At 64.4% G+C, this 26,592-nt stretch carries 17 protein-coding genes, 17 tRNA genes and 1 pseudogene; 2 read left to right on the plus strand and 33 right to left on the minus strand.

The annotated features are described in order from the left end of the window. Positions 1-58: 58 nt before the first annotated feature. The 27 genes and pseudogenes from BLS74_RS27235 to BLS74_RS27370 form a co-directional block, all read right to left on the minus strand. Entirely contained in the window at positions 59-319 is a 261-nt protein-coding gene (locus BLS74_RS27235; RefSeq protein ID WP_093110287.1) for a type II toxin-antitoxin system RelB family antitoxin, read from the minus strand. Then, on the minus strand, positions 291-542 hold the full coding sequence (locus BLS74_RS34575; RefSeq protein ID WP_170855729.1) for a hypothetical protein: 252 nt from the start codon (positions 540-542) through the stop codon (positions 291-293). The genes BLS74_RS27235 and BLS74_RS34575 overlap by 29 nt, the downstream gene beginning before the upstream one ends. A gap of 576 nt (positions 543-1,118) precedes the next feature. Further along, positions 1,119-2,246: an ankyrin repeat domain-containing protein gene (locus BLS74_RS27245; protein WP_170855730.1), complete on the minus strand. Its 1,128-nt coding sequence runs from the start codon at positions 2,244-2,246 to the stop codon at positions 1,119-1,121. Positions 2,247-2,254: 8 nt separating this feature from the next. Continuing rightward, on the minus strand, positions 2,255-6,262 hold the full coding sequence (locus BLS74_RS27250; protein ID WP_093110290.1) for an RHS repeat-associated core domain-containing protein: 4,008 nt from the start codon (positions 6,260-6,262) through the stop codon (positions 2,255-2,257). Next, positions 6,259-7,800 (minus strand): hypothetical protein, encoded by a 1,542-nt coding sequence (locus BLS74_RS27255; RefSeq protein WP_093110291.1) that lies wholly within the window; start codon positions 7,798-7,800, stop codon positions 6,259-6,261. The genes BLS74_RS27250 and BLS74_RS27255 overlap by 4 nt, the downstream gene beginning before the upstream one ends. A 7-nt stretch (positions 7,801-7,807) precedes the next feature. Further along, positions 7,808-9,997 carry a type VI secretion system Vgr family protein gene (gene tssI / locus BLS74_RS27260; RefSeq protein ID WP_093110292.1) on the minus strand — a complete coding sequence of 730 codons (2,190 nt, stop codon included), beginning with the start codon at positions 9,995-9,997 and terminating at the stop codon, positions 7,808-7,810. Positions 9,998-10,007: 10 nt separating this feature from the next. Further along, the gene (locus BLS74_RS27265) at positions 10,008-14,723 is read right to left on the minus strand and encodes a beta strand repeat-containing protein (protein WP_093110293.1); all 4,716 of its coding nucleotides are present in this window, start codon (positions 14,721-14,723) and stop codon (positions 10,008-10,010) included. 358 nt (positions 14,724-15,081) lie between these two features. Further along, positions 15,082-15,354 (minus strand): annotated as a pseudogene (locus tag BLS74_RS27270) (ISNCY family transposase); the annotation flags it as partial. A gap of 41 nt (positions 15,355-15,395) precedes the next feature. Then, a complete protein-coding gene (locus tag BLS74_RS27275; RefSeq protein WP_093110294.1) occupies positions 15,396-15,959 on the minus strand; it encodes an HNH endonuclease in 564 nt (187 codons plus the stop codon). 189 nt (positions 15,960-16,148) lie between these two features. Then, positions 16,149-16,224 (minus strand) — tRNA-Arg (locus BLS74_RS27280). Positions 16,225-16,235: 11 nt separating this feature from the next. Then, positions 16,236-16,310 (minus strand) — tRNA-Lys (locus BLS74_RS27285). A 6-nt stretch (positions 16,311-16,316) separates the two neighbouring features. Then, positions 16,317-16,393: transfer RNA gene (locus BLS74_RS27290), tRNA-Met, on the minus strand. 4 nt (positions 16,394-16,397) lie between these two features. After that, a tRNA-Leu gene (locus BLS74_RS27295) sits at positions 16,398-16,483 on the minus strand. A gap of 9 nt (positions 16,484-16,492) precedes the next feature. Next, positions 16,493-16,566 (minus strand) — tRNA-His (locus BLS74_RS27300). A gap of 8 nt (positions 16,567-16,574) precedes the next feature. Further along, positions 16,575-16,649, minus strand: a tRNA-Ile gene (locus BLS74_RS27305). 105 nt (positions 16,650-16,754) lie between these two features. Next, positions 16,755-16,946 carry a hypothetical protein gene (locus BLS74_RS27310; RefSeq protein WP_093110295.1) on the minus strand — a complete coding sequence of 64 codons (192 nt, stop codon included), beginning with the start codon at positions 16,944-16,946 and terminating at the stop codon, positions 16,755-16,757. A gap of 34 nt (positions 16,947-16,980) precedes the next feature. After that, positions 16,981-17,056: transfer RNA gene (locus BLS74_RS27315), tRNA-Arg, on the minus strand. An 8-nt stretch (positions 17,057-17,064) separates the two neighbouring features. Continuing rightward, positions 17,065-17,138 (minus strand) — tRNA-Cys (locus BLS74_RS27320). A gap of 131 nt (positions 17,139-17,269) precedes the next feature. Then, positions 17,270-17,346, minus strand: a tRNA-Arg gene (locus BLS74_RS27325). Between the two features lie 17 nt (positions 17,347-17,363). Beyond that, positions 17,364-17,439, minus strand: a tRNA-Phe gene (locus BLS74_RS27330). Positions 17,440-17,448: 9 nt separating this feature from the next. After that, positions 17,449-17,524, minus strand: a tRNA-Asp gene (locus tag BLS74_RS27335). 180 nt (positions 17,525-17,704) lie between these two features. Continuing rightward, positions 17,705-17,777: transfer RNA gene (locus BLS74_RS27345), tRNA-Pro, on the minus strand. Between the two features lie 46 nt (positions 17,778-17,823). Next, a tRNA-Glu gene (locus BLS74_RS27350) sits at positions 17,824-17,900 on the minus strand. Between the two features lie 7 nt (positions 17,901-17,907). Then, positions 17,908-17,983 (minus strand) — tRNA-Trp (locus tag BLS74_RS27355). A 15-nt stretch (positions 17,984-17,998) separates the two neighbouring features. Beyond that, positions 17,999-18,076: transfer RNA gene (locus BLS74_RS27360), tRNA-Pro, on the minus strand. Positions 18,077-18,090: 14 nt separating this feature from the next. Further along, positions 18,091-18,167 (minus strand) — tRNA-Leu (locus BLS74_RS27365). Between the two features lie 159 nt (positions 18,168-18,326). Then, positions 18,327-18,402: transfer RNA gene (locus BLS74_RS27370), tRNA-Gly, on the minus strand. Between the two features lie 614 nt (positions 18,403-19,016). On the opposite strand from BLS74_RS27370, the gene BLS74_RS27375 reads away from it, so the two are divergent. Next, a complete protein-coding gene (locus BLS74_RS27375) occupies positions 19,017-19,349 on the plus strand; it encodes a hypothetical protein (RefSeq protein ID WP_244504024.1) in 333 nt (110 codons plus the stop codon). Between the two features lie 78 nt (positions 19,350-19,427). Here BLS74_RS27375 and BLS74_RS34580 read toward each other — a convergent pair whose 3' ends face one another. The 6 genes from BLS74_RS34580 to BLS74_RS27405 form a co-directional block, all read right to left on the minus strand. Further along, positions 19,428-19,595 (minus strand): hypothetical protein, encoded by a 168-nt coding sequence (locus BLS74_RS34580; protein WP_170855731.1) that lies wholly within the window; start codon positions 19,593-19,595, stop codon positions 19,428-19,430. 403 nt (positions 19,596-19,998) lie between these two features. Then, entirely contained in the window at positions 19,999-21,027 is a 1,029-nt protein-coding gene (locus tag BLS74_RS27385) for a YeiH family protein (RefSeq protein ID WP_093110379.1), read from the minus strand. 22 nt (positions 21,028-21,049) lie between these two features. Continuing rightward, positions 21,050-22,255, minus strand: coding sequence for a cystathionine beta-lyase (gene metC, locus BLS74_RS27390; protein WP_093110298.1), 1,206 nt, complete (start codon positions 22,253-22,255; stop codon positions 21,050-21,052). Positions 22,256-22,262: 7 nt separating this feature from the next. Continuing rightward, entirely contained in the window at positions 22,263-23,255 is a 993-nt protein-coding gene (locus BLS74_RS27395) for a Bug family tripartite tricarboxylate transporter substrate binding protein (protein ID WP_093110299.1), read from the minus strand. A gap of 40 nt (positions 23,256-23,295) precedes the next feature. Continuing rightward, a complete protein-coding gene (locus BLS74_RS27400) occupies positions 23,296-24,897 on the minus strand; it encodes a rhodanese-like domain-containing protein (protein ID WP_093110300.1) in 1,602 nt (533 codons plus the stop codon). Between the two features lie 35 nt (positions 24,898-24,932). Next, complete coding sequence (locus BLS74_RS27405) at positions 24,933-25,523, minus strand: cysteine dioxygenase family protein (protein ID WP_093110301.1); 591 nt, start codon at positions 25,521-25,523, stop codon at positions 24,933-24,935. 104 nt (positions 25,524-25,627) lie between these two features. Between BLS74_RS27405 and BLS74_RS27410 the strand changes: the two genes are divergently transcribed. Then, a complete protein-coding gene (locus BLS74_RS27410) occupies positions 25,628-26,497 on the plus strand; it encodes a LysR substrate-binding domain-containing protein (protein ID WP_093110302.1) in 870 nt (289 codons plus the stop codon). Positions 26,498-26,592 lie beyond the last annotated feature (95 nt).

Raw genomic sequence — 26,592 nt, forward strand, 5'->3', positions numbered from 1 at the left:
GGCAGACCTCACGGCGCGAAGTCGATCGGAATTGCGACCGCATCGCGTCGTGATGTCCTCAGATGCGACGGCGTCGTTCATTAATCAGCATCTCCCTAGCACGTCGATTCTTGGCAATCAGGTCCCGTGCTTCAGCCATGATTTGGTTGTGAGGGACCGTTGGACGGGAGTCTTCCAACGCCTCCCGGACCTTCGCGCGAAACCACGCGTCATAGGCAGAGTCATCCACCGCCAGTCCAGCCGGCAGTCCATCCTCCTTTGTGACGCGCGTCAGGAGGATCCGGATTGCATCAGAGACGGTTAGGCCGACGTTCGCCAAAGCGGCGGTCGGCCTGGACGGTGCGTCCTGAGATGTCCATCGAGGCCAACAGCCGGCGCGGGGCGGCGCTCATGACCCTCGCCATGGCCTGCTGTGTGCTCAACGACGGCTGCGTGAAGCTCACGACCGACCGGCTGCCGCCTGGCCAGGTGCTCGCCGCCTTGCGCGCATCTTCGCCGTCGCGGCCCTTTTCGCCGTCTCGGCCGCGTTGCATCGCCTGCAAGGTGACTGGCGCGCGCTGCTGCGGCCTCTCGTGGCGCTGCGCTGCGCCCTCGGGCTGGCCGCCGCCCTCGCGGTCCCGCCCGGCGTGCTCGTCATCGTTCGCCCGGAGGACGGCACCGCCTCGCTGCCCGCCTGGGGCATCGCAAGCACCCTGCTCTGCGCGGTGCTGCTGGGCGCGCGAGCTTGCGACCCCGCGCCTTTCCTCGAATGCGCCATCTGGTTGGTGGCGCTGGTAGCGGTGATGGCCGTGTGCCTCGGAGAAGGGGTGCTTGGGCTGGTGGAGCGTTGGCCGCCGCTCGACCCGGAGGCGGTGGATCGGGAAATGCTCCAGACACCGTCTGGAGTTTCTCGGGCAGGGCTGATTCTCCAGACTCTGGGGAATTCGGCGTGCGCGCGATTGACCAGACAGCGGTTGGTGAATGCGGGCTGTAGGCCAGGCCGTATAAAAGAGCCGCATCTGCCACAGGTTCTGTCGACTGAATCCTCGGCCAAAACCGGGCCGAGAGGCCCGCAGACAGGCGTTCGATCAGGGCTTCGCCATAGGCCGCCGGTGAAGACCTTGGCACTGCCGCCGGCTTCAACTTGGTGCGTCAGCGAACAACAAACTCTTCCATGGTTTGCGCATGAGCCGATCCGTCAACGCCATTGCTTCCGCAGAGGTCCTCGGTGGCTTCTTTGCGGGACATGGCACCAGAAGAAGGGTCTGGGCGATGGCAGTGTCGCCTTCACGCTCGGCTTCCAATGCCGAGTGAAGGCTTAACACCCATGGCCCGAGACGTGAGCCGGTGTCGTGGAGTGGAAGTTGCTCGCCTGTCAACAATGCGCCATGGTGCAGCGGTTGCCCGTCGAGGCCTGCTCGCACCACCGCGCTCAGGCGTGCAATCGGATCGGCAACTAGAGGCAGCTGCAAGCTCGCCCGATTGAGAGGCCACGAGGAGGGCAATATCAAGCCTACCTCCGTCTTTCCCGGCTGCAAGCCAGCAGAGAAGATCAGTTGGAATTCGTACTTTGCGGGTATTCGGATGGCCCGCAAAATCACCGATGTTCCGTCCGGTTTGTCAATCAGCGCAAGCGCACGAGGATTCGCAAATCCCTGCATGCTGCGTTCGATGTGTTCGATGTAGGGTTGCTGCGGAACATCGGACCAGTCATGCCTTTCGAGATATGGGCGCTGGGCGCCCATTCCCCGAAGATACTCGGCGACTGCGGCCTGCCCGCCGCCCTTCATTGCATAGAGGCTCGCGAAGTCGAGCGCGGTCTGGGGGAGCCGAAGGTGTTCGCGGTGGATGTCCGCACCGGCATCGACCAGGAGCTGCGCGATCTCGACGTATCCCTCCATTGCAGCACCCATCAGCGGCGTTGACGCCGATTCCGCCGGTCCGTCGACCCACGCACCGGCTTCGATCAAGAACCTCACCGTAGACAAGTGCCCGGCCGTCGCAGCCTCCTCCAAAGGCGTCGAGCCACCACTGCTTGCGGCTGGCCGATTGACGTCGAGCCCCAACTCAATCAACAGCTCGCAAACGGCCAGTTGCCCTTTTCTGGCCGCAAGGTGCAGGTATCCCGGCGAGTCGCCGCCTGTCCACCCTTGCTCAAGCGCCCTTGGACAACTGCGATGCATCTCGTGGATGGTCCTTAAGTCACCAGCGGACACTGCCTCATAGAGCGCCTTGCGCACCTCGTTCGATACTTCTGTTGCATTCATCTCTGTACCTAGAAAAGTCCCTTGCCGAGCAGGGTACCGATTTCGTCCAATTTGTCGACGACCGCTTGCTTTCCAAGAGGACTGGCGCTTTCTAGTTCCTTCAATACCTTCTTCGCATAATCGATCGAATGACCTGAATTCTGGGCCCATTTGACATTCGCGCCGCCCTGCAGATCGATGCCATGATGGCTAAGGATGTCGCGGGCCTTTTCTACAAGCTCCCGGTTCTCCTTCTTCCAATGCGAGAACGCGCCCTCCATCACGATGTGATGCATGTGAGGGTTGACCATCGACGACGGCTTTGCCGCTTGCAACGCCTTCTTGGTCGCGGGATTTATGTTGCATTTCTTCAGCCCCCACGGGTCAATCCAGCCGAAGGGATTCGGTGCATAACCATAGACGTTGGGGCCGGCGGACTGCCCCAAGGGGTCGACAGACAAAAACTGGTTGATCCCGGGGTCGAAATAGCGATAGAGGTTGTAATAAAGCCCAGTTTCGCGGTCGGCGTACTGCCCCTGGTACCTTAGCGGCACATCGACCGACCTAACTGGTTCGGTCACCGGCGATTCGCTGCTTGCCCCGTTGCCACGCCACACCAGCCGGCCGCCGGCATCCATGCCTCGGCTCGGTCGCCCATTCGGCTCGCATGCCAACCAGGTCACCGACAGGCCATGGGAGATCAAGGCCATCGGCTCGAAGGTACCCGCCCTGTAGACCCATTCCCGACCCCGATCACCAATGACGTCGCAGACCATGGCTGCCCCATCCCACCCAAACCACGTCCTGTCGCCTTCGGTCTCCTTGAACAACCTTCGGCCCAGCGGGTCGTACCCATACGTCGTGACCTTCGCCCCCTCCCGGGTCGTGCGGCGGCTCGCAATCAGCCGCTGGTTTGTATCCCAGGCCAGGTCCAGGCGACTGTCCGCGTCGGCCTTCCGCGTCAGGTTTCCCGCTCGGTCGAACCGATATCGCACTCCCAGGTATTCCCCCTCGCGCCGCCAGGTATCGCCCACCCCAGAGGCCTGCGTCGGCTGCTCCGCCGATCCAATGACCTGAGTCACCAACCGGTCACCCACCGGGTCGTTGAAGAAGCGATTCAGCTGCTGGTGCGGGTCGGTATGTTCCAGGATCCGGCCCATCGGGTCGTACACATATCGGTCCACGCCGAACTGGCTATCGTCGCGCCGTATGAGGTTACCGGCGGCGTCGTACTCGTAGCGGGTGTTGAACAGCGCCTTGCCGTCCTTCGCTACTGCGTGCTCGGTCACCAGGCCGTTGGCGTTGTACCCGTAGCGACGCGTCAACCCTGGCGCCAGTTCCTCGGTGAGGATCTGCCCCACCGCGTCGCGCTGCATGCGCATCGGCGGGCCGCCGTCGATGCGCACACCGATCGCCTGGTCGAGCAGGTCGTAGTCGTATTCGGTCACATGGCCGGGCCCTGTGCTGCGGTCGGTCCTGCGCCGAGTGCGGTTGCCGGTTTCGTCGTACGCGTTTTCGATCGTGAAGCACTGTCCCTCCGTGTGCGCCTGCACCTCCTTCAGCAGCCGGCCTTCGGCGTCGAACTCTCGCGTCACCGCCACATGCGCATTGGCTGTTGCCACCAGGTTGTCGTTGGCGTCGTAGGCGAAGCTTTCCTCCCACGGCTTCTCGCCACCAAAGGAGTGGGCAAACGTTTTCTTCACGACGCGCCCGAGCGGGTCGCAGTCATAGGCGATGCGCCGGCGCAGGGGATCCTGGCTAGCCACCAGATAGCCGCTGCCGTCGTAGCTGTAGCCCCGCGCTTGGCCCCAGTAGTCGATCTCTTCGACGATGCGTCCGAGTTCGTCGCGCTTGAGTTGGTAGACGTCACCACGCTGGTTGCGCACGCCGATCAGCCGCTCTTCGGTGTCGTAAAGGTACTCCACCTGATGGCCGTCGGGCTGGATACGGCGGGCGATCTCGCCTTGGCCGAAGTACTCCAGCCGCGTGATGGCGCGGTTCTCGTCGATGTATTCGGTGAGGTTGTCTTCTGCGTCGTAGCCGCACTGCACCACCGATCCCGATGGCAGCTTCACCGCGATCAGCCGGCCTTTGGCGTCGTAGCGAAACTGGGTGCGACGGTCGAGCGCGTCGCCCTTGGCCACGAGGTTGCCCAGCACGTCGTGAGCGAACAGCGTGGCATGGCCCAGGGCATCGTTGATCTGCGCCAGTTGCCCCTCCGCGTCGTAGCGCAGTTCGGTGCGTGCGCCGCGCGGATTGACGAAGGCCAGCAACTGGCCGTGGTGGCCGTATTCATAACGGCTGACATATCCGAGTGGCGATACCTGTTGCAGCAGCAGACCTCGGGCGTCGAAGCGCTGCTGCCACGCGGCGCCGTTGGGGTCGGTCACCGTCACGGGCTTGTCGGCCTCGTCGAACACGGTAGCGATGACCGCGCCATCGGGGCGCACCAGCTTCAGCAAGTTGCCGCGTTCGTCGTAGGCATACTCGGTGCGGCGTCCGGCCGGGTCCACCACCGCGGTGGTGCGTCCGACGTCGTCGTATTCATAGACCGTCATGCCGCCGAGCGGATCGATCTCGGAGATCGGCAATCCACTCTCGTCCAGCTTGACGATAGAAACATGGCCCAGCGAATCGGTGATGCGGCGCTCGTTCAGCGCATCCAGGTATTCGAATCGGTAGTCGTACAAGCCGCCGTCACCCCACGCGTGCGCCACGCGCCAGTCGACTTCGACAGGCCGGTCGAAATCGTAGTAGAACGACAGGCCGTTGCGATCCGTATGGCGCACCATGTGATGCGCGTCGTAAGCGAAGGTGTATGCGCTGTCCAGCGCATCGCGGACCACCACCAGATCACCTTCGACGTCATGCTCCAAGCGGATGAATGTGTGACGCCTTTCTGTCTCTGGCAGGTACAGCGCAACCTCACGGATGAGGTTGTTTTCCAGGACGATGTCGATGCGCCGGCCCGCCGATTCATTGATGCCAATGAGGCAGCCCTGTCGACGCTCGAACTCGAGCCAGTTGCCGCAGAGATCGGAGATGCGCCCGAGCGCGAGCTCCGGCCTCCCCTCGGCGTTGGCAGAGACCAGCTCCTTGGGAAAATGGTAGATGCGGTCTTCCTTGGTCCGCACCCGGAATTCGGTGCCGTGGTCGGTCAGCAGTGCGCCGTCCATTAGCTCGAGCTCGGCCCCAGCCTCGCCTTGCGCGATGGGCAATTGCGCAAAGTGGAGCGGGCCCACGCCCGGATAGTGCATCGACACGCCGTCTGCATCGATCTCGATGCGGCCGTCGGCGGGGCTCTCCCAGCCGTGCCCGCAAAGGCCCCTGCGGCGATTGCCCGATGCGTAGCTGCGCGTCCACTGGATCGGAATACGCCCGGGAAGGGTGAAGTCCTCTTGCTCAATCGAGACCTCTCCCGTCAGGAGGTTCACGGGCTCGGCGCGCAAGATCAGGCACTTGAGGAAGCCGGGCTTCATGTGCCCGAAAAGCTTCTGCCGGATGCGCTTGAAGAACTTGGACTTCAGGAACTTGCCGAAGGCCGCAAAGCCGAGCTTTGACGCCATGCCCATCAGCGAGATCGTCGGCGGACCACCGACGAAAACGGTGGTCGGGATCGCGAGATTGAAGGTCGTCGGAAGAAGCATCAGCTTCTTCCCCTTCTTCTTGAGCCGCGGCGGGCTGATCATGCCTGCCACCTGGCAGCCCAGCACCGGCACCCCGATGAACGAGAACGGATCGCCATCCGCGACCACGGTCGCGCTGCCCATAAAAAGTTCGTCATCCTTGTCGGGCAGCTTGGGCGCGAATGGGAAGCCGGGCGGGATATGCACCACCATCGCATTGGTGCCTGCGGTCGCCCGCTTCATCCCGCAGACGGTGACCGTAGCGCCAAGATACGGCACGTAGTCGAACGGGTCGAACACGATCGACATGTGCGGCGTCGGCAACGGCACGGGTGACGGCGAGGGCGGCACGACGCACAGATGGATGTCCACGCCAAGCTGCGGATCGCCGTGTTTGGCTGCGGGCATCATGATGCAGCGACTCCGTCGATGCACGCCGACGCGCCTGCCCGCGGAGCGGCCGGCAAGGCCAAGGCGGTCCCCAGCGGCCACTGAGGTCCAATCAGCTCGCGCGCGTAAGAAAAGATGTCGACGAACTGCTCATTGCCACCTGCCGCCACCGCGTCGAGTTCTTGCGCGGCCTCTCGCGCGCCATGCTCAATTTCGCGTGCCAGGTCCTTCTCCACCGCACGAAACTGTTCGGCGTCGCCGCTGTTCTCGAGGTCCGCCGCCCGGGCTTCGGCGGCTGCGCCCGACGCCTCGACACGCGCATCGAGCCGCTGCTTGATGCCTTCCATCAGGCCGACGCGCTCGGGGTCGATGACACGAAGCAAATCCATCGCGGCAAGCGGCAACGTGGTGATCGCGCGCGCATCCGGCTTGAGTCGCTCGCCGACGCTCAGCGCCTGGAATCCACGCTCCGTCGCAAGCTCGCTTTCGCGCACGCGCGCGTGACAAAATGCACCCATGCGAAGCGCTTCGATCGCGAGAACGAGGTTGGGGATCTGCTGGGCGATGGCGGCCGCCTGGTCATAGCATTTCGCGGCCTCGGGCACGGCGCCCGCGGCCAAGTGGACGCCGGCCTCGCCGAACCAGGTCTGCAGCACAAGTTGCCGGCCGACCGGGTGGCCGACAGCCGCCGCTTGCAGCGCTAGTTGGCGGGCATGCCGATACACCTCGGCTGATTCATCGAATCGTTTTTCCTTGAGCAGCGCGCCCGCGAACAGCATCGAGACCGCCACCTCCTGGTCGGCCCACTTCTGCTTGCGGGCGAACACGACGGCATCCGCTGCCTTCGCCTTGACCTGGTCGGCCGATCCTTTTTCGACCAGCGTGACCAGGCCGATCAGGTAGTTGCGAAATACGCCAACCGGGCCTGGCACCGCTTCTTGCGCAAAGGTTTCCTGTGCCGTGGCCAATGCGTCGATCTTCGGCGCATCGACATACGTGAGTTCGCGCGCCTTGGCGCTCAATCCTGCGAGACGCGGCGCCTCAATGGAATCGATCACGGCCAGCCTCAAGCGTTCCGGTGGACCGGCATCGAGCGCGCGCGACAGCCACGATGCCCAGGCACGATCGTCGGCAACGCTCTCGGGCATCAACACGGCGACTAGATGGCCGATGTGCGCATGGTGTCCCGAGCCGAATGAACGGAGGCCACCCAGGAAACCGCTCGCGGAATCGGGGTAGTCCTGCGGATCGAACTGCCAGTCGGCGGTGATGCCCTGCGCGTCGAGCGCTTCGCGGCTGGCCTCGTACTGGCCCGCGAGCGCTTGCTTCAACGCCCGGGCATACTGGATCGAATTGGCGAAAGGTGCATCGAACACAACGAAGAGATCCCCCGTTGCATATTCCGATTCGTGCTTCTGCGCCTCGAAGAAGCACTGGAGCATGCGCGTGGCGCTGTCTGGCACCTCCCAGACCAGGAGGCGCTTCGACTGGTCGGCGCGGAACGCCTCCCAGTGCTGGCGAAGGTCGACAAGACGACGCTCAACGGGATTGAGTGCCATGACTGCACTAGCCGTTGAGCGAGATCTTCGGCCCGCTGATCGCGACTCCTGCGGCATCTACCTTGATGGTCGAGCCGGCCGAGCTGATGGTGATGGCGCTTGGCGTGATTTCGATGACGGATCCCGCCACCGCGAACTTGAGCGATGCTTCGGAGGTGTAGGTACCTGCCGCGCTCGCGTGAATGTCGAGCGTGGCGCTGGCGCTTTGCTTGATGGGCCCGGTAACGGTCATCTTGCGTTCGCCAGTTACTGTTTCGTCGAAGCCAGCCGTCACGGTCAGCTTCTTGCCGGCCGTGATCGTGGTGTCCGACTTGCCGTTCACCGTGCTGGTCAGGCCGCCGCTGATCGTGCTTGTGGCGCCGCCCGTGATCGTTTCCTTGTAGCCTGCGCTGACCGTGATCTCTTGCCCGGTGTCGATCGTCTCGGACAGCTTGCCCTTGACGTGCATGGTGCGGTTCGCATCGACGTTCAAGGCATCGTCGACAATTACATGGTCCGTGCGATTGTTCTTGACCGTGGTCGTCTGGTCATGCTGAACCGTCGTATTCATGTCGTACTGACCATGAATGGTGATCTTCTCCTTGCCTGCCGTGTCGTTCATCGACATCTCGTTGTAACCCTTGCCCTTGTGCGTGTTGGTCTTCAACCCACTCACGACACAGTCGCCCGGCAATGAATAGGGCGGCATGTTGTCGCCGTTGTAGACCTTTCCGACAATGATCGGCCGGTCCGGATCGCCTTCCAGAAAATCGACAATGACCTCTTGCCCGATGCGCGGGATGCTGACCGAGCCCCAGCCTTTACCTGCCCACGGCTGGGACACCCGGATCCAGCAGGAGCTGTTCTCGTCGTGCTTGCCATACCGGTCCCAGTGAAACTGGACCTTCACGCGGCCGTGCTTCTCAGTCCAGATTTCCTCGCCCTGCTTTCCGACCACGATCGCCGTCTGGGGACCGGGCATGGTCCTGCGCGCCGTCAACCGTGGCGGTCGCCACGGCATGTCCGACGGCATGACGGTCAGCAGAAACGCGCTTGTCCCACGCGGTCCAAGGCGCAGCGTCGGGGTGCCGGCGATCAGATCCTCCAGCACCGTGCGCGAATCGGCATTGACGGGATCATCATTCAATGCTTCCTGCAGCACGCTGCCCACCGAGCGCTCGGGCTCGACCATGTCCAGGCTCTCATAGCCGGGGTGGCTGACCACGAATGTGCAAGCCGCGATGATGTAGTCGCCGTCGCGCGTTCCGTCGGGGTCGCCTTCGAATTTGAAGCTTCGTCCGGCCGCGACGTCAGGCCAGCCGGTCAGGGCCCAGTGACGATGGCGACGGCCGACCAGTTCGTCCAGCCGCACCTGCGCGATGTTGTCGGTGTCGTCGCCGTCGTAGTAGCCGCCCGGAAATTCGAAGGTCTCGAGGTCTGCGAGCTCATGCGTGTCGGGATCGCCCTTGTCGGCGCTGAGTTGCTTGGTGATGGCCTTGAAATCGCTGTCGCGCGAGGCGAACTTGCCGGTATCGAACTGATGCATGCTGACCCAGCGCGCGATCTCGTTGAAGCGCGCCTCGCCCCCGGACTCGGCAGCGAAGGTCAAAGTGTCGGTCACCGGCAGCTTCTCATGTGCCATGTCGCTCGTGTCCGACAGGTGCATGGTGCCGGGGCTCTCGTGGGCGTCGAACCAGTAGTAGATGCCCTCCTCCTCCATCAGGCGCGAGAGGAAGCAGTAGTCGCTCTCCTGGTACTGCACGCAGTAGCGGTGTGGCGCATGCGTCCCGATCACGTTGTCCGATTTGGTCTTCTTGAAGCGCTTGATCGGACTGTCCTCGAACACCGCATCAAGGACCTCGAGCACAGGCATTTCCTGCAGGATGCGGGAGTTGCTGCGCTTGGTCAGCAGCCAGAACCACGACCGCAGAACGATGCGGTACTCGAAGAAGCGACCGACCTGCGTCGCGCGCGTGAAGCGCACCGCATGCCCGTGGCAATGCCGTTCGTGCTTGCCGCCGTCCGCATCCTCGAACTCCATGGTGACGTCGAACGCCCGGCCTAGGATGTCCCCCGCGGCGATCGCCCTGTTCTTGGAGAGAACCGTGAGTTCGTACATCGAAGGCCGGGCCAGCGCCTCATGCCCGATGACGCGCCAGAACATCAAATCGGCGCTGGCCGGCGAATCGCTCTTGATGAGGAACTGGAGGTCAGCCATGGCTGTGGCGTCAGAAATCCGCGCAGCCGTTGCGCTTCTCCATATCGACGCAGCTCGTCAAATTCGGCCGCGAGCGCACGCGTGACCACTCGCGCGCGAGCACGTCGGCGCCCTGCTGTGCGCGGTCGCCTTCCAGCGGGCCGGTCGCCAGGCAGATCGGCGCCCGGCCGATATTCCGGTCATAGAGCCAGGTGGTGGGCGTGTCGCGCACCACGTCAGGCAGCTTGAACAGCGGGAAGTCTTCCACGACGAAGCGGCCCGGCACCACGTCAATGGCGTAGCCCTCGACAGAGGCGAAGCGGCCGCCGACGTTGTACGTGCCGGACAGACTCGAGGTGTTCGGGAGCGGGTCGACCGCGCCGGTGATGCCGATGCCCGTATCGCCGAGGATCAGTCCGTCGACGATCCTGAAGCCGACCGTCGGATTGGGGAAGGCCGCGCGACGAGTCGCGCTGCCGATCGCCACTGTGAGCGTGGGTTGCCGCACGTAGATGAAGTGATTGCCGGGCAGGACGGTGACGCCGCACGGACCGCCATAGCTGCAGTTGTAGTAGTTGGGAAAGGGACCTGAGCCGACCAGCCCGCCACGGTTCTCGCCCACCCAGGTGTCGGCCCAGATGCGCCAGGTGCCGCTGCCCGGAGCACCCGCACCCGCTGGATTCTGGAACCGCGCGCCGGCGATCAGGTCGGCCTCGGTGGACGTCACTCCGGCCGCCAGCGTGAGGTCCTCGGTGAAGGTGCGCACGCGCACTGTGTTCGCCGTGATGCCGGTGGCGGACAGCGTCTGCTGCCGGTCGGAGACCGTCACGGTGCCCACGGTCAGCGCATCGGCGTCGGCATAGTCGAAGTGGCCGGGTGCGCTGCCCGCGATGGTGCCGACGCGGTTGTTCGGATTGACCAGCGACACGTCGCCCGTGCTCGAGACCGCCAGCAGACTGGAGGCGGTCAGCGGCGACGTGTCGCCCGGCGCCTGGAGCTGGGCAGTGCCGGGCTTGGGCGCGCCGCTGACCCCGACGATCTGCGTGATGCTGCCGGCGGCGCCGAGCACGAGGTTGTTCGCGCTCAGCGCGCCCGCAAGCTGTAGATTGCCGGCGCCCAGCGTTTGCAGGATCGCGTTGCCGGTTGCGATGACGGGCGCCTCGACCGTGAGGTCGGCGCCCTGCGTCTCGACGCGCACGTTTGGGCCGCTGATGCCGCTGCCGGTCACCGGCTGCAAGGCATCGGTGCCGGCGAAGTTGCCGATCTTCAGCGCGCCGGCCTGCGCGTAGTCGAAGCCATTGCCGGCGCTTCCCGCGATGGTGTCCACGAGGTTGCCCGCGTTGAGCAGCGTCACGTTGCCACCTTGTCCGCTCGCGAACAGCTGGGTCGCCGCGACCGCGCCCGGCCCCGACTGCAGCACGCTGCCCCCGGCCAGCAGTGCCATGTCCTTGGCCTGCACGCCGGCGTGCAGGACCAGGCTGCCGGCCCCGCCGGCTTGCAGCAGGGCGCCCTGGCCGGCGGCGATGCCGGACGCGATGGTCAGGTCGCCGTTCACGCTCCGCACGCGCGCTGAGTTGGCCGTGACGCCGTTCGCGCCGATCACCTGTTGCAGGGCAGAAGCGAGCGTGGGAGCAGGTGGGAAGGTGCCGAAGACGGGAAGTTCGTCCTGCGGCGGCGGCGGAACGACAGGAATGTTGCCGACGATCAGGCCGTCGGCGTCGAGGAAGTCGAAACGCCCCGCGGCTCGCCCTGCGAGCGTGCCGACCTTGTTCTCGGCCGAAGTGAGGCTCACATCGCCTCCCGGTGCGATCGCGACCAGACTCGTCGCGCCGATGCCGCCGGAACTCTGCGCGATTCCGTTGGCGCCGGCCAGCCGCACGTCGGCGCCGCCGATGTCCGCACCGATCGCAATGCTGCCGGCGCTCAGCAGGCCGAGGCTTTCGGCCGCGAACACGTTGTTCGCAATCGTGAGATTGCCCGAGGACGCCAGGCCGACGTCGACGGCCTGGACCCCGATGCCGAAGGCCGGCGTCCCCGCGGCAGACTGGAACGGGACCGTTCCGACGGTCAGCGCGCCGGTGTTGAGGAATTCAAAGGCACCCTTACTCGCGAAACCGGCCAGCGTGCCGACCTGGTTGTTCGCATTCAGTAGCCGCACGCTGCCGTTGGCGCTGCTGGCCATGACGCTGTCGGCGGTGATGGCCGCCGTCTGCGTGATGCTGCCGCCCGCGAGCAGCGCGAGCGAGCCCGCTACGACAGGTGCGCCGAGGAAGATCGACCCACCTTGGGTCTCGAGCGTGACGCGATCCGGCAAATTGACCTGCCCGGCCAGAGCGATGTTGCCGGTGAAGCCGCTGAAGGCGCCAGCGCCGACACTCACCACCGGAGCAGACAGAAGATCGAACTCGATTGCATCGACGACGAAGCCGTTGCCCGCGCCGCCCAGCGTGATCGCTTGCGCGTTGGCGTCCGAGGTGCCGCCGCCCGTGGTGACCGAACCCGCACGCAAATTGATCATTCCGCTCTTGCTGCTGACGGACCCGCCGATGTCGATGGCATCGACCGTTGCCGGCGCAAGCGCGCGCAGCGTCACGTTGCCGGACCCGGTGCTGATGCCGGACTCGGGCCCCTCCACGGCGGCGACCGTGATGATCAGGCCGCTCTGCGCGTTGACGGCATTGGTCGAGCCCGACACCTCGATGTTGCCGCTGGCGGTGACGAGCTGCGCGCCATTGCGCAGGATCACGCCGCCGGTTGTCGGTTCGCCGGTGGGAAAGGCACCCTCGGCCGCCAAGCCCTGTCCGCGCACCGAGATGTTCCCGCTGCCGGCATCGATGCTGTAGTTATTGAGCTCGACGCCGAAACGCGTGCCGGCGGGGGGATTGGGGTCGACGACGAATGCAGCGACCCCGACCACCACGCCCGGGTCAAACTCCCGCGCCCGGGCCCGGCCGACGATGCTGACGTTGCCGCCATGGGTCGCGATGTTTCCGCCCGTCAGGTTGGCACCGGTGGTCGTGGTGGCCACCTTGCTGTTGAAGGCAGCGGTGGCAGCCGGCGCGTTGATGGAAACATTGCCGCCCTTGGTGTCGATGCTGCCGTAGAACAGGATCGAGCCGCCCAGGCCCGAGCCCACGCCGGCGTTCAGGTTGACGCTGAGCGGCCCGTTGAGCGCCTGGATCTGCGGCGGGGCCGCGGGCGATGAGGTGATGTCGCGTGCTGCGTTGAAGGTGAGCGTGCGCGCTTCGGTGCCCGTGTAGTTGATGGCGACGTTGTCAAAGAAGCTGATCTGGCCGTCCGTGGCCGTGCCGGCGGCCTGCTTGCCGGTGTCGATGGTCACGCTGGCGCCCTGGAGGGCGGTGTTGATGGTCGAGTCGTAGACGGCCGATTGCAGGGGCCCGGGGGCCGAGAAGGGAAACCCCAGCTCCGATGCCGGCGGCCCGCCATCGGGCGTGTGGAGGACCACGATGTCGAACGGGTCGATCAGCCACCGGCCCGCGATTCCCGAGGCTGCGCCGGCGTCGATGCTCACGTTGGCCAGGTCCAACGCTCCACCCGAGGTTTCGATGAATCCACCCGCGCCCGAAGCGCCCGCGCCGCGCGCCGAGAACTGGCCCCATGCTCGCAGGCCGACGTCGCCGAACGCGACGATGCGTCCTCCATCGCCTTCCTGCGTCGCATCGCTGCGCAGCACCGAAGCGCCGACGACGGCGCCCATGTCGGTCGCGTGGATCTTGATGTCGCCGCCGCCCGCGGCGCCGCTGGCGTCGAGCGTGGCGCCATCAAGCAGCACGCGCTGCGCGGCAATGTCGATGCCGCCACCACGCTGCCCGGCCGACGGGCCGGTGGCGTCGAGCACACCCGTGACATGCACGTCGTTGGCCGATCCGCCCCCCAGCACGATCTCGCCGTTGCGCTGCGACAGCGAACGCGCGCGCACCGTGCCCTGCTGATTGACCACGCGCGCGCCGATCGACGCCGCATCGGCCACCATCACCACGCGCCCGCCGTCGGCGGTGAGTTGGCCCGTCGCCGCGTTCTCGACCGAGGCCGCGCTGCCGAGCGCATCGGCCGCGACGCGGAAGGTGGTCAGCCCGTCGCCATCGAAATCCATCGTGACCTTGCGGCCCGACAGCAGGCCGATCGAGCCGCGCGCGACATCGATCGAGCCCTCGTTGCGAACCTGCGCGCCGACCAGCGCCACGGTGCCCCCCTCGCTCGCGGTGATGCTGCCCGCATTCACGACCGTGGCCTGGTTGGCGTCCATGCGCTCGAACACGAGCTGTTTGCCCGCCATGAAGTTGGCGTTCGAGATGTCCAGCGTCGACGCCACCAAGCCGCCGACGGTGACCGACGATCCCTTGCTGAAAAGCACGCCGTTCGGATTGACGAGGAACACCTGCCCATTGGCCCGCAGGCTGCCCGCGATGGTCGACAGCTCGTTGCCCACCACGCGATTGAGCAGGACGCTGCTCACCCCCGGCTGCACGACGTTGACCGTCGCGCCGGCGCCGATGGAAAAGGTGCTCCATTGCGCGATGCCTCGGGCAGTGCTTTGGTGAATGTTCATCGTGGCAGCGTTCGGCTGGGCGACGCTCAAGCCGCCCGCGATGGCGCTGAAGCCGGTTGGCAGCGTCTGCGCCACGGTCGGCGTGAGACCCAGGTACAGCAGTGCCACGGCCAGCGGCCGCAGCGACAGGCTGTGCGGCGCACCGTTCACACCATCGGAAGAGTTGCGAACTTTCATGTTAGTTCTGCACCGCGTCGAGCCCTCTGCATAAGGAGGTGGCCGGCCACAGCGAAATGGCCTAACCTGGGGACGTGCCTCATCCCCAGTCGACGCAGTCTAGGAAGGGCACTATCCGCCGACCATTCTCAAGACGGTCTAGCACGAACGATCTACCCAAATCGAGGGGCGATCTCGAAGCAAATTCGAGGCGAGAAGGGACGAGAGGGATGCGACTTCGGATTGCCCGCTCGTGCTGCAGCGTGAGCGACAGTGACACCTTGCGCTGCAGCCGCCAGGTGAAGATCAGATCCAGATTTTCATCAGCGCGCACCGCTCGATGGGCATCAAAGTCCCGCTTGAGTGGCTTCGCAAAGGTGTTGAAGTCGGCGATGAAATGCGGCGCAAAGGCGTTGGCCGCCTCGCGCGTGTTGAACTCGCGCAGGCGCAGCTCCTTCACCAGGCGATCCTGCAAGGTCAGGTTGGTGCGCTCCGCACGGCCCTTGGCCTGGCTCGAGTTGGCGCACCAGATGTCGATGTTCAGCTCGAACAGCGCGCGGCCGTATTGCGTGGTGCCGCGGCCGAAGTCGGTAGAGACTTGCGTCGAACGGAAGATGCTGGCCTTGTCGCTGTGGAACGCCCCTCGGGGAGCTCTTCTGATCTGGCCGTCCCTGACGAGAAGAAGGCCCGAACTCAATGGAGCCGCGACCCCTTCGGCAGCCGCCTCGCCAGCCACTCGTGCACATCCGCCCGGATGTTCCTGCCCTCGAGCAGAAAGTCTTCGAAGCGGCTCGGCACGTAGGGCAGATAGACCAGCGGCATATCCGCCTCCTCCGGCGTGCGCGCAGCCTTGCGGTTGTTGCACACTCCGCAGGCGGCCACCAGGTTGGTCCATGACCAGAGCCCGCCGCGCGATTGCGGCATGACATGCTCGCACTGCAGATCCCGCTCCCGGAAGACACCGGCGCAATAGGCGCAGGTGTGCCGGTCGCGGCGCAGCAGCTTGCTCTTGCTCAGGCCCGGTACGATGTCGAACAGGTTGATCTTCGACGCGCCGCGCAGTGCGATGATCGGCGCCACCTCGATCCGCGACTGAACGCCGCGCGCAACGTTGAAGCCGCCGCGCAGCGTTGCCAGCGGCAGCCCGCCGTCCTCCCATGCCACAGACGCACTGGCGTAGTGCAGCGCGGCCTGCTCCAGCGAGATCCAAGCCTGCGGTGTTCCCTGGATGTCGAGTTGCAGAACGTGTGCATTCATGTCGCCTCCTTTCGCGGCGATGGTTCCGTTGAGTCGAGACCGCCGCGGAGTGCGGCGGTCAGCCCTTGACGCAGAGCACCTGCTTCAGGGTGTGCTCGATGCCCGGGGATCTCGTCGATCACCCCTTCGTCCTTCCGACATTCGCCCCCCTTTGGGCGGCCAGCGCCTCGAGGTCGAGGAAGTCTTCGGTGGTGCGCCCGGGAGAAGTCGAATCTCCGACCTCTGCCTTCGGAGGGCAGCGCTCTGTCCGCTGAGCTACGGGCACGCTGAGGTGAGTGGTGCGGGCAGAGAGTTTCGAAATCTCGACCTGCCGGTTAAAAGCCGGCTGCTCTGTCGCTGAGCTATGCCCGCATGAAATGGTTGTCATGGGCGGACTCGAACCGCCGTCCTCTCGCTTATGAGGCGAGCGCTCGGGCCGACTGAGCTACGCGACGGTGTTGGTCTCTCCAGTCCGATTCGAACGGACAGTGCCCGAAGGCTCCAGGGTTTGAGGCTGGCGCGTCTGCCGATTCCGCCATGGAGAGGGTCGGATATGGGGTGCACGAACGGAATCGAACCGTCGTCAGCGGGACCACAACCCGCAGCTCTGCCATTGAGCTACGCGCACCGCGAGACTGGTAGCCCCTGACGATTTCGAAACGTCGACCTGTCGGTTATCGACCGACTGCTCTGCCTCTGAGCTAAAGGGCTGGATTGGCTCCCGCACACGGGTCGAACGTGTGGCAGGCGATGAACAGAGCGCCGCTCTGCCCACTGCGCTACCGGGACGAACTGAAGTTGCGTGGTCGATCGCCGTTACCACTCGCCGAGTTCTCGAACGCGTTGATCGAGGTCCATGCGTTGGAGGCGCTCGCGCGCGTGCAGATCCGCCGCGTGCCGGCGGCCGGCGAAGGTGGCGAGCCGCTGCACCACGGCGAGCATCACCGGGTTGCGCGGCTTGGCTGGCCGCACGACGATCGTGCGGATCGGGGTGGTACGTCTGCGCATGGTGGCTCCTGTGGTTGATGGTGATACGTGGTGCTGGTGCCCCGTGAGAGATTCAAACTCCCGACCCACGAGGTAGAAGCTCGCTGCTCTGTTCGCTGAGCTAACGGGGCGTCGATGGTGGAGGCGCGGCCCGGAGTCGAACCGGGCTGGACGGATTTGCAATCCGCTGCACGGCCGCTTTGCTACCGCGCCCAAAGAAAGTGTTCCGGCCAGGACCGCATGGGACGACTGGTGGATCGTCTTCGAGTCGAACGAAGTATTCCGGAGGAGGCGGGATTTACAGTCCGCTGCAGTCGCCAGTGCTGCTCACGATCCGTGAAAGGTGGTCCCACGTGCACGACTCGAACGTGCAACCCCCTGCTTCGTAGGCAGGTGCTCTGGTCCATTGAGCTAACGCGGGGAAAGGAAGGAAAAGGGTGGTGCCGCAAGAAGGGATCGAACCTTCGACGCCCGGATCTTCAATCCGGCGCTCTACCGACTGAGCTATCGCGGCCGCATGAGATGGCGTTCCGCAGGGGAGTCGAACCCCTGGCTTCCTCCTGGACAGGGAGGCACTCTGGCCACTGAGTTAGCGGAACAAACTGGCAAGGGAGGCCGGATTCGAACCGGCGAAATCCTGGCTCAGAACGAGGCGGCTTGGACCGCTCGCACCACTCCCCAACAAATAGCGTCCGGTAACGGGTTCCGGCGCCGCCCAATCGTTGCGGCCGGTTTCCGCGGGAGGGCCATCTGCATGGCCCGGTCCCGCTCGGGCACGGTCCGTGTAGCAGGTCTCGAACCTGCGACCTCATGCTCCCAAAGCACGCGCGCTACCAACTGCGCCACACACGGAAAAAAGCTGACTGGCCGACCCTCAAGGATTTGAAGGGCCTGAAGATGGCGTCTCGTGCGGGGGTCGAACCCGCGATCTTCGGGATGAAAGCCCGATGTCCTTGGCCACTAGACGAACGAGACGAAAGGTTGGCGCGCGCGGAAGGAGTCGAACCCTCAACCGCTGGTTTTGGAGACCAGTGCTCTGCCAGTTGAGCTACACACGCACGAACAGAAATGAGTGGTCTGAGTGGCAGGATTTGAACCTGCAGCCTCCTGCTTCCAAGGCAGGCCGTCTACCGGATTGACACTACACCCAGAGAAAAGTGAAAAGTGGTGCCCCAGGGGAGATTTGAACTCCCAGAATTCCGCTTCTAAGGCGGACACGTATGCCAGTTCCGTCACCGGGGCTTGAATCTTCCATTTCGGTTGTGACCTCACGCGATGGGCCGCGCTTCGAGCGCGCTGCCCCGTCGACATCGCTGCACAGGGGTGGTCCACGTCCCTGCACATCCCACCAGACCGTCCACGCGGCTGATCCCTGGTGGTGTGGTGAAGACACACCCGAAATGGAGCGGACACCGGGGTTCGAACCCGGGACTTCGACCTTGGGGAGGTCGCGCTCTACCGACTGAGCCATGTCCGCACGATGCGAGGCTTCGGTCCGTTCCAGTGGTCGACCGTGCCTCGCAGCAAGTTGTTAAGGAGCACCCACCGGGTCGAGCCGCGGTGCCATGCAGCGCGATCACTGCAAGGGCAGTCCATGACGATGCACGGCGCTGCGAGGTTGCGAGCGGCATGCCGCTCAAGTTGCAAAAACAAAAAGGCCCAGAACCTTTCGGTGTCCGGGCCTCTGCTTGAGAGCGCTTGGGAGATGCGCGCTTATGCGCTACCTCCGCCCGGTGGCACCTGATCCTCATATGCTCCAGCCCACAAGTTCGCTTGCGTGGCGTGCATGGGGTTCGGGCGCTGATGGAGCTTCGACGGCAGCATGCCGAGGGAGTCGCAAAACGAGACGCGCACGAACGCCCGGCCCGATGCGGGTCGAATGTTGGTGAGGTTCAGTCTGGCTTTCACGATGGTTCCTGCTTGCGTGGTGTGATCGAAGAAGTAGTAAGTAGATTCATGCGGCCAAGACCGCGAATGAAGTGAACTGTAAATAGTCTTTACTGCTGCGTCAACACCTCGGACAATCTTTTTTTCTGTCGTTGTTTTTGAACAGTGCCCAATATCACAGTCACACGTCGCCGCAATGCGCTCATGCTTCATCGGCGCTTTCTTGAAGGGGCCATCGCTGCCGGCCTTCCGGCCAAGGGACTTGATCAAGCCTTCGCACAGAAGATCGAGGTGTCGCCCAGCATGTGGAGCCAGATCAAGAGTTCACGCCCCATCGGCGACACGCTCGCCAGGCAGATCGAGCGGCACTGCGAGGTCGAGATCGGATGGCTTGACAGGGAGGATCTGGCCGCCGACATACCCGACCCCGCGGAAGAGCGATTCATTGCTGCGGCGAGGCAGGCGTGGCGCGGCGCCAATGCCAGAGGGAAGAGGGATCTGAGTCGGTTGCTGCAAGGGATGGCGAGAAGCGAGTGATTCGCGCCTGCGTCCGGTTCGTTGTGGAGCAGCAACCTGGGCTTGGTGAAGTGCCCCAGCTTTTCTTCGCGCCTGCCTTCAGCAGGCGCACGAGTCGGGTTGCGTCATCAGTTCGCAGGCCTGCACGAACAACGCGGGGGCAGCCACGCCGAGCGGCGTGGCGTCGAAGACGATCCAACCCTCGCGCCCTGCGGACAGGGAGGCGGCGTTGACCTGCGGCCCTGGTTCGGGTATCCCGTCGCGCAAGGTCAGTGCCTCGCCCGCTTGCAAGTCGATCTCGCTCTGCCTAGTCAGACCGGCAGCGCAATGTACCTGGCCCGGGATTTTTTCTCCTGATGGTTCGCCACCAGCATTCGGCGCTGTTGCGCATTGGGCCGGAACTGATGTTGCCAGCGGGGCCTGCTGCCCTCTTCCCCACCTGACTCGTCTTATTCCGATGTTTCGCACCCTGTTCAAGTCCAAGATGCACCGCGTCACTGTCACCGAGCGAACTGCACTACGAAGGCTCCTGCGCCCGAGTCATATTCGAGATGCGATAGAGGCTCGCAATCGAAACTTGGACGGTTTCGAGATTGATCCCGTGGGTCCGATGGTGGTGGCCGGAGGGGCGCACTCATCCGATTCGGAGAGCCGTGGTTGCGTTCGGCACTCATGGCCTAAATGCCCACAGATAGGCCAACACGACGGCAGCAAGCCACAAAGTGGCGACGATCATCAGCGCCATGGGACGCCAGCCCAGCTTCACCAGTTCCCCCAATGAGGTTTTGATGCCAAGTGCCGAAATGGCGACCACCAGACAGGTGCGCGAGACCTGACCTAACACGTCAGTGACCTCTGGCGTAACGAAGCCTGTACTGTTGACCAGCACCAGGGCGACGAAGCCCACTAAAAACAATGGCAGTAGCGGCGCCCGCCGGCCCGCGCCTGCTGCTGTGTACCCACTGCTGCGCCGCCAGTAGAAGGCCAGTGCGGCCACGACTGGCACCAGCAGCGTGACGCGGACCAGCTTGACGATCAATGCGACGTCTCCGGTGGGATGCGACAGCATCAGCCCCGCGCCCACCACTTGGGCAACGTCATGGATGGTGCCGCCCAGAAAAATGCCAGCGCTGGTGTCGCTGAACCCGAGCTGCTGGGCCAGCAGCGGATAAACAACCATGGCGAGGGTGGACAGCCCTGTGACGCCCACCACGGCCACCAAGGTGTGGCGCTCGCCATCTTGCGACTTTGGCATCACCGCCGACACGGCAAGCGCGGCCGACGCGCCGCAGATGGACACGGCCGCGCCACACAGCAGGCCGAAGTCTGTCCGCAAGCCCAGCCGTCTCGCCAGCCAGGCGCCCAGCACGATCGTGCTGGCAATGCTTAAAACGGCCAGTGCCAGCGGTCCGGCGCCCAGCTGTCCGATCTGCGACAGCGTGATGCGCGCGCCCAGCAGGGCCACGCCGATGCGCAACAGTGATTTGGCGCAGAACTCGATGCCGGGGCGGCAGCGTTCGTCCTCATGCAGGAAGTGGAAGGCCAGTCCGAGCAGCAACGCGTAGAGCAGTTGCGGCCCACCGTAATGCTCGGAGAGGAACGTCGCGCCCAGCATGATCAGCAGCGGCGCGGCTAGGCCGGGCCACAGGCTTCGGGTCCCGGCAATCCAGGGGTGCGTGAGGGCGCGGACGCCAGACATGCGCATCACTGCTGTCGAAGCTTCAGGAGGCCAGTGCGGCAAATCCCTGCGCCAGGTCGGCAATCAGGTCAGCCGGATCTTCCAGCCCGACATGGAGCCGGATCACCTGTCCGCAGCCAGACCAGTCAGCCACACTGCGGGCGCGATTCATGTCTGCGAGCGCGACCAGGCTTTCATAGCCGCCCCAGGACGCGCCAATGCCGAACAACACGAGACTGTCGATAAGTCGTTCGGCCGCATCACGACGGTAGTCCGGCTGAAGTTCGAAAGAAACCAGGCCGTTGCTTCCCTTGCAATCCCGCTGCCACAGAGCGTGGCCCGGATCGCCGGCAAGGGCCGGGCAGAACACCCTGCCCACTTCGCTACGCGATCGCAGCCAGTGCGCCACCTGAAGACCGTGGCTCTCATGCATGGCCAGGCGGGCGGCCAGACTACGCGCGCCTCGCAGCACCAGCCAGGCATCGTCAGGACTCACGGTCATTCCAAACGCATCACAGCGTTCCGCCACTGGCTGCCAGGCCTGGCGCGTGGTAGCCACCGTGCCCATCATCACGTCAGAGTGGCCCGACAGGTATTTTGTGGCAGCCATGATGGACACGTCCGCGCCCAAGGCCAGCGGCCGGTATTGGCAGCCCGAGCCCCAGGTGTTGTCTGCCACCAGCAACGCGCCGCGTGCCTTCGCCAGCGCGGCCAGGCGAGGCAGGTCACACATTTCGTAGACCAGCGATCCCGGGCATTCGACGTAGATCATTCGCGTACCAGCCTCGAACTTCTCTTCGACGTCGCTGCCGTCGGCCGCGAAAAAAGTGCAGCGGATGTTGTACCGCGCGAGAAAGGAGTCGGCCAGATTGCGAGCCGGCTCGTAGACGCTGTCCGACATGAGAACATGATCACCGGGCTTGAGGTAGGACAGCAGCGTCATGGCGATGGCCGCCAGACCGGTAGGCAACAGGCGCGCGCGCCAGCCGCCTTCCAACTCGCAGACCAGGTCTTCGAGCGCGAACACCGTAGGCGTGCCGCGGGCCCCATAGGTGAACAAGCGCTCGCCGTCGCGCCTGATGCGCAACTCCTGTTGCTGCGCCACGCTTTCAAACAGCACGGTGCTGGCCCGCACCAGCGGCGGGTTCACAGGACGCCCACCGTCGTACTGCGGTTGCTTGCCGGCGTGGACCAGACGGGTCAACGTAGAGCTTGCGCTCCCTGGGTTTGAGAGAAAGGGCTTGCTCATGCAGGTGCTAGTCCAGACGGGCGCCCGAGAGCTTCACGACGCGCGACCAGCGGGCAATGTCATCCTTCAGCTGTGCAGCAAAGGCGGCGGAACCGTTGGCAACCACGGCGCTGCCGCCGTCGGTGATCAGCTTGGTGACTTCGGGCGTGTTGAGTGCGCGAACGATGCTCCGGTTCAGATAGGCAACGCGATCGGGCGGCGTGCCGGCCGGAGCAAAGAAGCCGTACCAGTCTTCAAAGGTCGTGTTGCGGTAGCCCAGCTCTTCCAGCGTGGGCACCTTCTCGAACACACCGATGCGGCGCGGACTGGTCACCGCCAAGGCGCGCATCTTGCCGCTTTGGATGGAGCCGGCCACCGATGCGGTGGAGGTAATGAGCAGGTCCACCTGGCCACCCAACAGGTCGGTCATCGCCGGGGCCGCGCCCTTGTACGGAACATGGGTCATGGTCATCCCGCTGTCCTTTTCCAGCACCACGCCCACCAGGTGCGAGAGCGTGCCATTGCCAGGCGTGGCATAGGTGACGCGACCAGGTTGCGCCTTTATTTTTTCGACCAGATCGGCAATGGTTTTGAGCGGTGAGTTGCTGGCCACGACCAGCACCAACGGCGCGGCATTGATCTGGGTGATGGGCACAAAGTTCTTCAACGGATCGAAGCCCGGCGCGGCATAGAGCGAGGGATTCACGGCCATCAGCGACACCTGTCCCGTAAGAACCGTGTAGCCGTCGGGTTTGGCCTCGGCTACCGCCTTCGCGCCGATGTTGCCGCCGGCGCCCGCGCGGTTGTCCACCACAGCGGACTGGCCAATGATCTCCGGGAGGCGACTGGTCACGAAACGCGTGCTGGCGTCATTGCCGCCGCCAGGCGGAAACGGGGAGACGAACTTGATCGGCTGGTTCGGAAACTCGCCCACCTGCGGCATGGGCTGGGCTGATGCACCCTGCAGGACACACAGGCTCCAGCAGAGCGAGGCGGCGGTGAGTTTGATCTTGGCAAGCATGGCGGTCTCCCGTGAAGTGAAGGGCAGTTGACTCAGGCGATCAAGCGGAAGGTGAGGACGGGTGCGGCCGCAGAGCGGGCGGCAAACGGAACGCGCCCAGTTCCAGCGCGTCCAGTTGGCCAACCAGGTTGACCTCCCAGGCGAGGTACTGGCGCGCCGCCTCCTTGTTGCCGTCGTGCCGGTCGTGGACGAAGAACAAGAAATCGATGCAATCGCTGTCGGGAAGCGCGCCGTCACCGGCGCGCAGTGGCAGCCCCGCAGCTTGCCAATTCGCCGTGCCGCCTTCGAGCAGGCTGGCGTGCAGGCCGAGCTCCGCAAGGTCAATGGCCGCGCAGCCCGCTACCGCGGGATCGTCCGCAATCAGCACCACCGGCCGCTGCTCGCCAGCCAAGGCGGCGGTCAGGCGCGGACGGATTGACCAACGCGTGCCTGCAATGTGCCCCTTGCGAAACTGCATGCTGGGCCGCAAGTCGATGGCGGCCACGCCGCGCCCGGCCAGACCCGCAGCCAATGCCTTCGGGCTGATGGACGGCAGCGGCGGCAACGGCGCAATCTCGGCCGGAGGGAGCGCGAGTCCGCTGTCCAGGCCCTGGTCCAGCACGCTGGCGTCATGGCCCATCTGGCGCAACCAGCTCGCCACCGTACGGGCACGAATACCGTCCGAATCGAACACCACCAGCCGGGCATGGCGCACACCCAGGTACTGGTCGTTGGCCTGCATCAGTTGGCCGCCCGGCGTGTGCTGGGCGCCGGGCAGGCTGCCCTTGGCGAATTCTTCGGGAGTGCGCACGTCGCACAAAAACAAGGTGCGCTGCGGATCGACCGCCCACGTGCGCACGGTGTCCGCGGTGACTGTAGGCACTTCGAAGCGCCGGGCCAATGCACTGGCCGCTGCCTGCATGGCGCTTTTTGCGGCGGGTTCGTCCGCATTGCCGTAGCGGCGGCTTCCCCCATGCTCCAACGCCAGGTCGGCCAAGTGCCAACCTTGCGTGCCGTTCTCCAGCGCGAACACCGGGTTGGGCAAACCCAGATTGATCAGCGTCTGCGCGCCGATGATGCTGCGCGTGCGCCCTGCGCAGTTGACCACGATGCGGGTCTTCTCGCTCGGAACGAGGCTGCGGATGCGCAGGGCCAGCTCGCCGTTGGGGCAATTGATGGCCGTCGGGATGTTCATCTTCTGGAACTCGGTGAACGGCCGTCCGTCGAGCACCACGACGTCTTCCTTGCGCTCCAGCATCGCCGCCAGATCATTCGCGCCGACATGTGGCGTGCGATAGACCTGCTCGGCCAATTCACCAAAGGTCTTGGATGGAACATTGACGCCGGCAAACAGCGGAAATCCCGCAGCCTGCCAGCCCGCCGTGCCGCCACGGAGCACATGGACATCGGTGTAACCCAGCGCTACCAGGCGCTGCGCAGCTGTCAACGCAACGCCATCTCCGCCATCGTGAACGACAAGGCGCACACTTTTGCGCGGCGCCAGGCGAGGAGCCTCGATCTCCAGCCGGCTATAAGGCAGGGAGATGCCGTAGAACAGGTGAGCTTGGCCATACTGGCCGTGCTCGCGCACATCGAACAGCGCTATCTCGCGCCCGTCGTGCAGCCAGGCCTTGAGCGTGGCCGCTTCTACCCAGGATGTCATTGCAACTGCGAGGGTTGGCGCGTGGTCGGGCGCGTTCATGCGCGTCGGGTCGGCACGCCGAGGGACATGGTCTCGCAGGTGCCTTTTTCCATGTCGTAGGCGGTCCGCGCGTTCAGCGTCTCCAGCGCGCGGCCATACATGTGCAGGTGGCGGATGACCTGGCCGACCGGGATCTCCACGGAGTGGATGTCATCGGGCATCAACGCGATGCCGGTGCCGGGTTCTACCGTCATGGAGCCGGCCTGCTTGAGTTGAGCCCTGCCCGGCGCCGAGCCATCGTCTTGGCGCTCATAGAGGCGGTTGACCTCGATCCCTTCCACCGCGCTGATACAGGCCCAGGTGGTGTGGTTGTGGGGCACGATCCGCTTGCCTGGGCGCATGACATTCAGGTAGAGCGCGAAGCTCTGATCAGCGTCTTCGGCAATCAGGTAGCGAGCCTGCAGTTCGTCGCCTTGGGGCGCGGCGAACTCACTGGCGCTCCACAACTCTTTGCGCGCCGCGAGCTGGTTGAGGGCAACCAGCACCGCGGCCAGAGACTCGCGCGTGGGTTCGCCATTACCAACAGAATCTTTAATGTTTCGAATGCTGTCCGCAACCGCTTGTTTGCGCTGCTCTGCTACGCTCATGAAGGTTTCCTAAGTGAAATAAGGCCTGACTGGACTTACTTTAGGCAAACCAGTTACGCCCAACAAGCGAGAAGCCAAAGCAAATACATTAGACTTATTAATATATGGACACCCTGGATCTGGAATTGCTCAGGGCCTTGGTGGCCATTGACGAGCAAGACAGCTTCGCCGCCGCCGCTGTGCGCCTGTCCAAAACGCAATCCGCGGTGACGCAGCAAATGCAGCGGCTGGAGGACCAGATCGGCCGCCCCCTGTTTGAAAAGCACGGACGCCACAAACGCCTGACGCCACATGGACAAAAGCTGCTGGAATATGCGCGGCACCTATTGACCATCAATGACGAGGCTCTGCGCAGCTTGCAGCAGGGCCACCTCGAAGGCGTGCTGCGCATAGGTGCACCGCACGACGTGGCCGACACCATGCTGCCACCGCTGCTGGCACAGGTGGCGCGCGCTTCACCGCTGCTGCAGTTGGACATCCAAGTGGGCCGAAGCCCCTTCCTCATGGAGTCGCTCAAGCGCGGAGAGATCGACATGACGATCTCCAACCGCCACGACGCCACGCTGGAGGGCGTGGTGTTGCGCACATCGCCAACCGTGTGGCTGTGTTCGGCCAACTATATGCATGACCGCGTCAAGCCGCTGCCGCTGATCCTGGTGGAAGGACCCAGCGTGTTCCACAAGATGGCACGTGAGGCGCTGGACGCCGCCGGGATCCGCTGGACGGCCAGCTACACCGCCTCGAGCTTGATAGGTATCAAGGCTGCTCTGCGTGCCGGCTTAGGCGTGACTGCGCGCGGTGTCGAGCTGGTGGGTGCGGACCTACGCGTGCTGGGCGAAAATGACGGTCTACCCCGCCTTCCCGACTTGGCCTACCACTTGTTCATCCGCAGGAACGTCATCAGTCCGCGTACCCGCAAGGTGTTTGACATGCTCAAGGCGAACTTGGGGTTGATCGGCAGTGCGGCACTTTGAGAAGGTTGCGAATTTTTCTCCGACACCGCAGGAACAATGACTCGCTGGTGCTAGCCGATGGCAAGAACGGCGAATGGACGCCGCATGACCTGCTT

The organism is Variovorax sp. CF079 (assembly GCF_900101545.1).
GTDB lineage: Bacteria > Pseudomonadota > Gammaproteobacteria > Burkholderiales > Burkholderiaceae_C > Variovorax.